Genomic DNA, 6,291 nt, shown 5'->3' with positions numbered 1-6,291 from the left:
GGCCGCCGCGGCAGCGAGACGGCAGCCGACCGGACGGTGCGGCGACCCCGGCGATTAGGTCCGCGATCGCGGATCCGCCGCCCTCGCCCGGGAAGAACGCCTGCACGACGGCGGCCGGTCGACGTCCGACGGCGCCGGTGTGGTCCGGCACGCCGTCGAGCGCCCAGCCGATCGCGTACGGCCGACCGGTCAGCAGCACCACGACGGTCGGGGTGCCGGTGGCGACGACGGCCTCGACGAGGCCGCGCTGGACACCGGGCAGGTCGAGCGACTCGGTGTCGTTGCCCTCGCCGACGGTGCCGCGGCCGAACAGCCCCGCCTGGTCGCCGACCACGACGACCGCCACGTCGGACCGCTCCGCGACCGCCACCGCGTCGGCGAACCCGGACCGGTCGTCGCCCGTCACGGCGCAGCCAGCGGTGAAGCGGACCGCGTCGCTGCCGAGGGCGTCGGTCAGGGCCTCGCGGACGGTCGGGATGGCGAACCCGAGCGGCAGGTCGGGGTGGGCCGCGAGCACGTGGTTGGCGAAGGAGTAGCAGCCCTGCAGCGCCTCGGCCCGGTCGGCGTTCGGGCCGATCAGGGCGACCGAGGCACCCGGCCGGAGGGGCAGGACCGGGGCGTCAGTGCCGTCGACGGACCCGTTCGACAGCAGGACGAGCGACTTCGCGGCGAGCTCCGTCGCGAGTGCCCGGTGCCGGGGCGTGTCGAGGTCGATCCGGGTCGGCGGCTCGTCCTCGAACGCGTCGGGGTCGAGCAGTCCGAGCCGCTCCTTCTGGCGCAGCACGCGGAGCACCGCGCGGTCGACGAGCGCCTCGTCCACCTCGCCGGCCCGCACGCGGTCGACCAGCGGTTGCAGGTAGGCGTCACCGGACGGGAGCTCGACGTCGATCCCCGCGGTGAGGGCCATCGCGGCCGCCTCGCCACGGTCGGCGGCGATGCCGTGCATGACCTCGAGGAAGGCGACCGAGAAGTAGTCGGCCACCACCGTGCCGTCGAAGCCGAGACGGTCGCGGAGCAGGTCGGTGAGCAGTTCGCCGTTCGCCGCGACCGGGACGCCGTCGACCTCGGCGTACGAGTTCATGACGCTCCGGGCGCCGCCGTCGCGCAGCGCCATCTCGAACGGCGGCAGGAAGACGTCGGCGACCTCGCGCGGGCCGGCGTGCACCGGGGCGTGGTTCCGGCCGGCCTGCGACGCGGAGTACCCGAGGAAGTGCTTGAGCGTCGCGTCCACACCGGCGCGCTGGAGTCCGCGGACGTACGCCGTGCCGATCGTCCCGACGAGGTACGGGTCCTCGCCGATGCACTCGTCGACCCGCCCCCACCGCGGGTCGCGGATGACGTCGAGCACCGGGGCGAGGCCCTGGTGCACGCCGAGCTGGCGCATCGAGTCGCCGATCGCCTCGCCGACCTGGTCGACGAGGTCCGGGTCGAACGCGGCACCCCACGCCAGCGGGGTCGGGAACGTGGCGGCTTTCCACGCGGCGAGCCCGGTGAGGCACTCCTCGTGCACGAGCGCCGGGATCCCGAGTCGCGTCTCCCGCTTGAGCCGGCGCTGCTCGGCCCAGAGCCAGGCGGCGCGCTCGTCGGGTTCGACCGGCCGGGTGCCGTACACCCGGGTGAACTGCCCGAGACCGTGTCGGGTGATGTCCGCGAGCGTCCGGCCGCCGTCGGCGTCCCGGTCGCCGGCCATCTCGCCCTGCATCGGTGCGACGAGGCCGTTCTGGTCGAGCCAGTAGCCGACGAGCTGGGCGGTCTTCTCCTCGAGCGTCATCGCGGCGAGCAGGGTGGTCGCTCGGTCGGCGGCGGCCCCGTCCGCCAGGTCGGTGCGTTCGGACTGGAGGCGCGGTACGGGACCGCCCCGCGCCTCCCGTCCGTCGCCGGTCGCGCTGGTGACGTGCTCCTGCGTCGCGGGGTGCGCCTCCTGGCCGTCCGTGGTCTCGGCCGTCGGGCCGAGCGTGCTCACCCCTTCACCGCCCCGGTCAGACCGCCGACGATGCGCTTCTGGAAGACCGCGAAGAACACGAGCGCGGGGATCATCGACAGCGACGTGAACGCGAGCACCCGGGCGGTGTCGACCGAGTACTGCGACGAGAACGCCTGGACCCCGAGCGGCAGCGTGTACGCCGATGCGTCGTTGAGGATGAACAGCGGGAGGATGTAGCTGTTCCAGCTGCCGATGAACGCCAGGATGCCGACCGTCACGACACCGGGCAGCGACAGCGGGACGACCATCCGGAAGAAGAACCCGAGCCGGCTGGCCCCGTCGATCGACGCCGCCTCCTCGAGTTCGTCGGGGATCGCGCGGAGGAACGGCACGAGGATGATCACCGTCGTGGGCAGGGCGAAGGCGATCTGCGGCAGGATCACCCCGGCCAGGCTGTTGGTCAGCCCGAGGTCCTTCACGAGCAGGTAGAGCGGGGTGATCGCGACGGTGATCGGGAACATCAGGCCGGCGGCGAAGAGCGAGTAGAGCGCGTCGCGCCCCCGGAACCGGTAGCGGGCGATGACGAAGCTGGCCATCAGTCCGAGTACGACGACGCCGACGGTGGTGGTGACGCCCGCGATGACGGAGTTGCCGAGCTGCTGCCAGAACACGCCGCTCGACAGCACGGAGAGGTAGTTGTCGACCTGCCACGGGCTGGGGAGACCTGCGGGGCTCGCGGTGATCTGCGAGTTGCTGCGGAACCCGCCGAGCACGATGTACAGGACCGGCCCGACGCAGACCGCGATGAAGAGCAGGGCGATGAAGTACGTGCCCAGGTTGCGCTCGCGCCGGACGGGCCCGGTGTCGCGGGGTCGACGCTTCGGTGCGACGAGGGAGGCGGTGGCGGTCATCGGTCGGCCTTCTCGGTCAGGGCGGTGGCGGTCATCGGTCGGCCTTCTCGGTCAGGGCGCCGGCGGTGTCGCGGCGCAGGACGAACCGCTGGTAGACCAGGGCGATCACCAGCGAGATGAGGAAGATGACCACGGCGACGGCGTTGCCGTACCCGTAGTTGCCGGAGAGGCGGCCGTTGGCGACCATGTACGTCGCCATCGTCGAGGTGCCGGCCGTCGAGGCGATGTACTGCCCCCAGATGATGTAGACGAGGTCGAACAGCTGCAGCGACCCGATGATCGACAGGAACGCCCAGATGCGCACGGTCGGGCCGAGGAGCGGCAGCGTGATGCGCCGCTGGATCTGCCAGTAGCTCGCGCCGTCGAGCTGCGCGGCCTCGAACAGTTCCTCGGGGATGCTCTGCAGTCCGGCGAGGAAGAGGATCACCGCGAAACCGATGTACTTCCACGAGATGATCGCGAGCAGCGTCCAGATCGCGATGTCGGGGTTCGACAGCCAGTCGGCGCGGAGCGCACCGAGCCCGACGGTCTGGAGCAGGTCGTTCACGGCGCCGCTCGACTGGAGCATGAGGCTCCACCCGGTGCCGACGATGACCTCGGAGATGACGTAGGGCAGGAAGATGAGGACGCGGATCAGGCCACGTCCGCGGATGCGCTGGTTGAGCAGCAGCGCGAGGACGATCGCGATCGGGCCCTGCACGAGGAGCGACCCGACGACGATGATCAGGTTGTGCCAGAGCACGCCCCGGAACGCGGCGTCGGTGAAGATCACCGCGTAGTTCTGCAGGCCGACGAAGTCGGTGGGGGTGCCGTAGCCCTGCCAGCGGTAGAAGCCGTAGTAGGCCGCGAGCACGACGGGCAGGATGACGACCCCGACGAACATGATGGTCGCGGGGCCCGCGAGGACGGCGATCTCGACCCGGGTGCGGACGTCGGTCCCCTTGCGGACCCGGCGGACCGGGGCCGACGGCGAACCGTCGGCCCCGCCCGTGCGACGCCCCGTCCCGGACCGGGCCTCCTCGGGACGAGCCGAGGAGGCGCTGGTGACGGAGGTGGTCATGGGTGTCAGCCCTTCGCCGCGGCCTGGTTGACGGTGGAGATGATGTCGTCGACGGACCCCTTGCCCGCGAGCAGGTTGACCACGCTCGTGTTGAGCGCGTTGCCGACGTTCTGGCCGTAGACGGTGTCGAGGTAGTTCGACACGAACGGGGCCTTGTTGTACGACTCGAGCACGGTCTTCAGGTACGGCTCGGTGACGACCGACTGCGCGGACTCGTTCGCCGGGATCGCGTTGAAGGCCTTGTAGTAGGCCTCCTGCACGGGCTTCTCGGTCATGTAGTTGAGGAAGTCGGTGCACGCCTGCTTCGGAGCCTTGGCCGAGCAGGAGTACCCGTCGACCGCGCCCATCATCGAACCGGGTGCGCCCTTGCCGCCGGAGACCTCCGGGAAGGGGAAGAAGCCGAGGTCGGACAGCGGCTTGCCGTCCGGGGTGAGCGAGGAGATCACGCCCGGGTCCCACGCCCCCATGAGCTCCATCGCGGCCTTGTGGTTCGCGACCAGCCCGGCCGAGCTGCCGGCGCCCTGCTGCGCAGCGGTGGTCAGGTAGCCGTCGTTGAACGGCTTCGTGTCGAAGAACGCCTTGGTGTCCTTGCCCGCCTGGGTCCAGCAGGAGTTCGTGAACTTCAGGTCCTGCGCGGTCTTGACGAGGGTCTTCTCGCTGCAGGCGCGGAGCGCGAAGTTGTAGTACCAGTGCGCGGCCGGCCAGGCGTCCTTCGCACCGACGGCGACCGGCTGGATGCCTTTGTCCTTGAGCTTCTGGATGTCGTCGTTCAGCTCGTCCATCGTGGTCGGCGTGCCCTCGATGCCGGCCTGCTCGAAGAGGTCCTGGCTGTACCAGATCCCCTCCGGGTTGACGTCGACCGGCATGGCCCAGGTCTTGCCGTCCTGCTTGTACCCGCCGAAGGCACCGTCGCTGATCTCGCTCTTCGCCGTCTTCCCGATCGAGTCGGAGATGTCCATCAGCTGGCCGGCGTTCACCATCGCGGACATCTTGCCGCCGCCGCGCTGCAGGAAGACGTCGGGTGCGGACCCCGAGTTGAGGGCGGTCTGGAGCTTGCCGTCCAGGTCCTCGTTCTGGATGGCCTGGATCTTGATGGTGACGTTCGGGTTCTTCGCCTCGAAGTCCTTGACGGTCTTCTCCCAGAACGCCTTGCCGGGACCGGTGGTCGAGTTGTGCCAGAAGGTCATCGAGACCTTCCCGCCGTCGCCGCCGGCCGCGTCGCTGCCGGATGAGCAGCCCGCGGCCACCAGTGCGGTCGTCCCGATCAGCGCGATGGCTGCTGCGGCACGGATCTTCCTCGTCATCGTGGATCTCCTGAAGTGTCGTCGTTGACAAACAGCGACATCGACTGCCGCTGCGGAGAGCGTGCCAGCTGCTCCGGACGCTTGTCAATCGATATCGATAACGTTTTCTTTACCGATTCGGCGCGGGGTCAGCGGTACGGTGTGCACATGGACACGGCCCTCGGCATGCGTCCCGGAGCCGGCCGGGTCACCATCGCGGACGTCGCACGTGCCGCCGGGGTGTCCATCCCGACCGTGTCGAAGGTCATCAACCAGCGCGACGGCGTGGCCGCGGCGACGATCCTGCGGGTGCAGGAGGTGGTCGAGCAGCTCGGCTACGAGACCTCGCTCGTCGCACGGAGCCTCCGCAGCTCGCGGACGAACGTCATCGGGATCCTCGTCACCGAGTTCGAACCGTTCTCGACCGAGCTCCTGCGCGGGGTGTCCGGCGCCACCACCGGTACCGGCTACGAGCTGCTCGCGTACGCCGGCCTCGTGACCGGTGCCGAGCAGAAGGGCTGGGAACGCCGGTCCCTCTCACGGTTGTCCGGCACGCTCATCGACGGCGCGATCGTCGTCACGCCGAGCACCGCGCTGTCGAGTTCGTCGATCCCGGTCGTGGCGATCGACCCGCACACGGGCCCCGAGGGGCACGCCACGGTCGACTCGGACAACGAGGCCGGGGCCGTCCAGGCGGTCGAGCACCTCGTCGCGCTCGGGCACACCCGGATCGCACACCTGCGCGGCCGTCCGGACCTGGCGTCGGCACAGCTCCGCGAGGCCGGCTACCGGCGCGCGTTGGCCGCGGCGGGCCTGCCCGTGGACGAGTCGCTCGTCCGCGACGGCGGCTACCAGGAGGACCGCTCGGCCGAGGTCGCCGCCGACCTGCTCGCCGGCCCGGACCGTCCGACCGCGGTGTTCGCGGCCAACGACTCGTCGGCGGTCGGGGTGCTCCGCGCCGCCGCCGAGCTCGGACTGCAGGTCCCCGACGACCTGTCGGTGGTCGGGTTCGACGACGTGCCGCAGGCCGCCACGACCACGCCACCGCTGACCACCGTCGCACAGCCCCTCGTCGAGCTCGGCTCGCGGGCGGTCGACATGCTCCGACGATGC

Annotated in this window: 5 protein-coding genes; 1 reads left to right on the top strand and 4 read right to left on the bottom strand. The window is 70.6% G+C overall.

The features are described 5' to 3' along the window. From I5E_RS10565 to I5E_RS10550, 4 genes are all read right to left on the bottom strand, one after another. A partial coding sequence (locus tag I5E_RS10565; RefSeq protein WP_083857935.1) for a glycoside hydrolase family 3 N-terminal domain-containing protein occupies positions 1-1,771 on the bottom strand: 1,771 nt, incomplete at its 3' end. A gap of 188 nt (positions 1,772-1,959) precedes the next feature. After that, on the bottom strand, positions 1,960-2,835 hold the full coding sequence (locus I5E_RS10560) for a carbohydrate ABC transporter permease (RefSeq protein WP_022906953.1): 876 nt from the start codon (positions 2,833-2,835) through the stop codon (positions 1,960-1,962). 31 nt (positions 2,836-2,866) lie between these two features. After that, the gene (locus tag I5E_RS10555) at positions 2,867-3,895 is read right to left on the bottom strand and encodes a carbohydrate ABC transporter permease (protein ID WP_022906952.1); all 1,029 of its coding nucleotides are present in this window, start codon (positions 3,893-3,895) and stop codon (positions 2,867-2,869) included. A gap of 5 nt (positions 3,896-3,900) precedes the next feature. Continuing rightward, positions 3,901-5,199 carry an ABC transporter substrate-binding protein gene (locus I5E_RS10550; RefSeq protein ID WP_022906951.1) on the bottom strand — a complete coding sequence of 433 codons (1,299 nt, stop codon included), beginning with the start codon at positions 5,197-5,199 and terminating at the stop codon, positions 3,901-3,903. Positions 5,200-5,346: 147 nt separating this feature from the next. Between I5E_RS10550 and I5E_RS10545 the strand changes: the two genes are divergently transcribed. Continuing rightward, positions 5,347-6,291 (top strand): LacI family DNA-binding transcriptional regulator (locus tag I5E_RS10545; protein WP_022906950.1); only part of this gene is annotated, 945 nt, incomplete at its 3' end.

It is taken from the genome of Curtobacterium sp. B18 (assembly GCF_000333375.1).
GTDB lineage: Bacteria > Actinomycetota > Actinomycetes > Actinomycetales > Microbacteriaceae > Curtobacterium.
The sequence above is the reverse complement of the archived record's forward strand: the minus strand, read 5'-3'. Positions and strand labels throughout refer to the sequence as shown.

Coding starts and splice junctions, on each gene's coding strand:
- I5E_RS10550 (WP_022906951.1), bottom strand. CDS start 5,199: ATGACGAGGAAGATCCGTGCCGCAGCAGCCATCGCGCTGATCGGGACG.
- I5E_RS10555 (WP_022906952.1), bottom strand. CDS start 3,895: ATGACCACCTCCGTCACCAGCGCCTCCTCGGCTCGTCCCGAGGAGGCC.
- I5E_RS10560 (WP_022906953.1), bottom strand. CDS start 2,835: ATGACCGCCACCGCCTCCCTCGTCGCACCGAAGCGTCGACCCCGCGAC.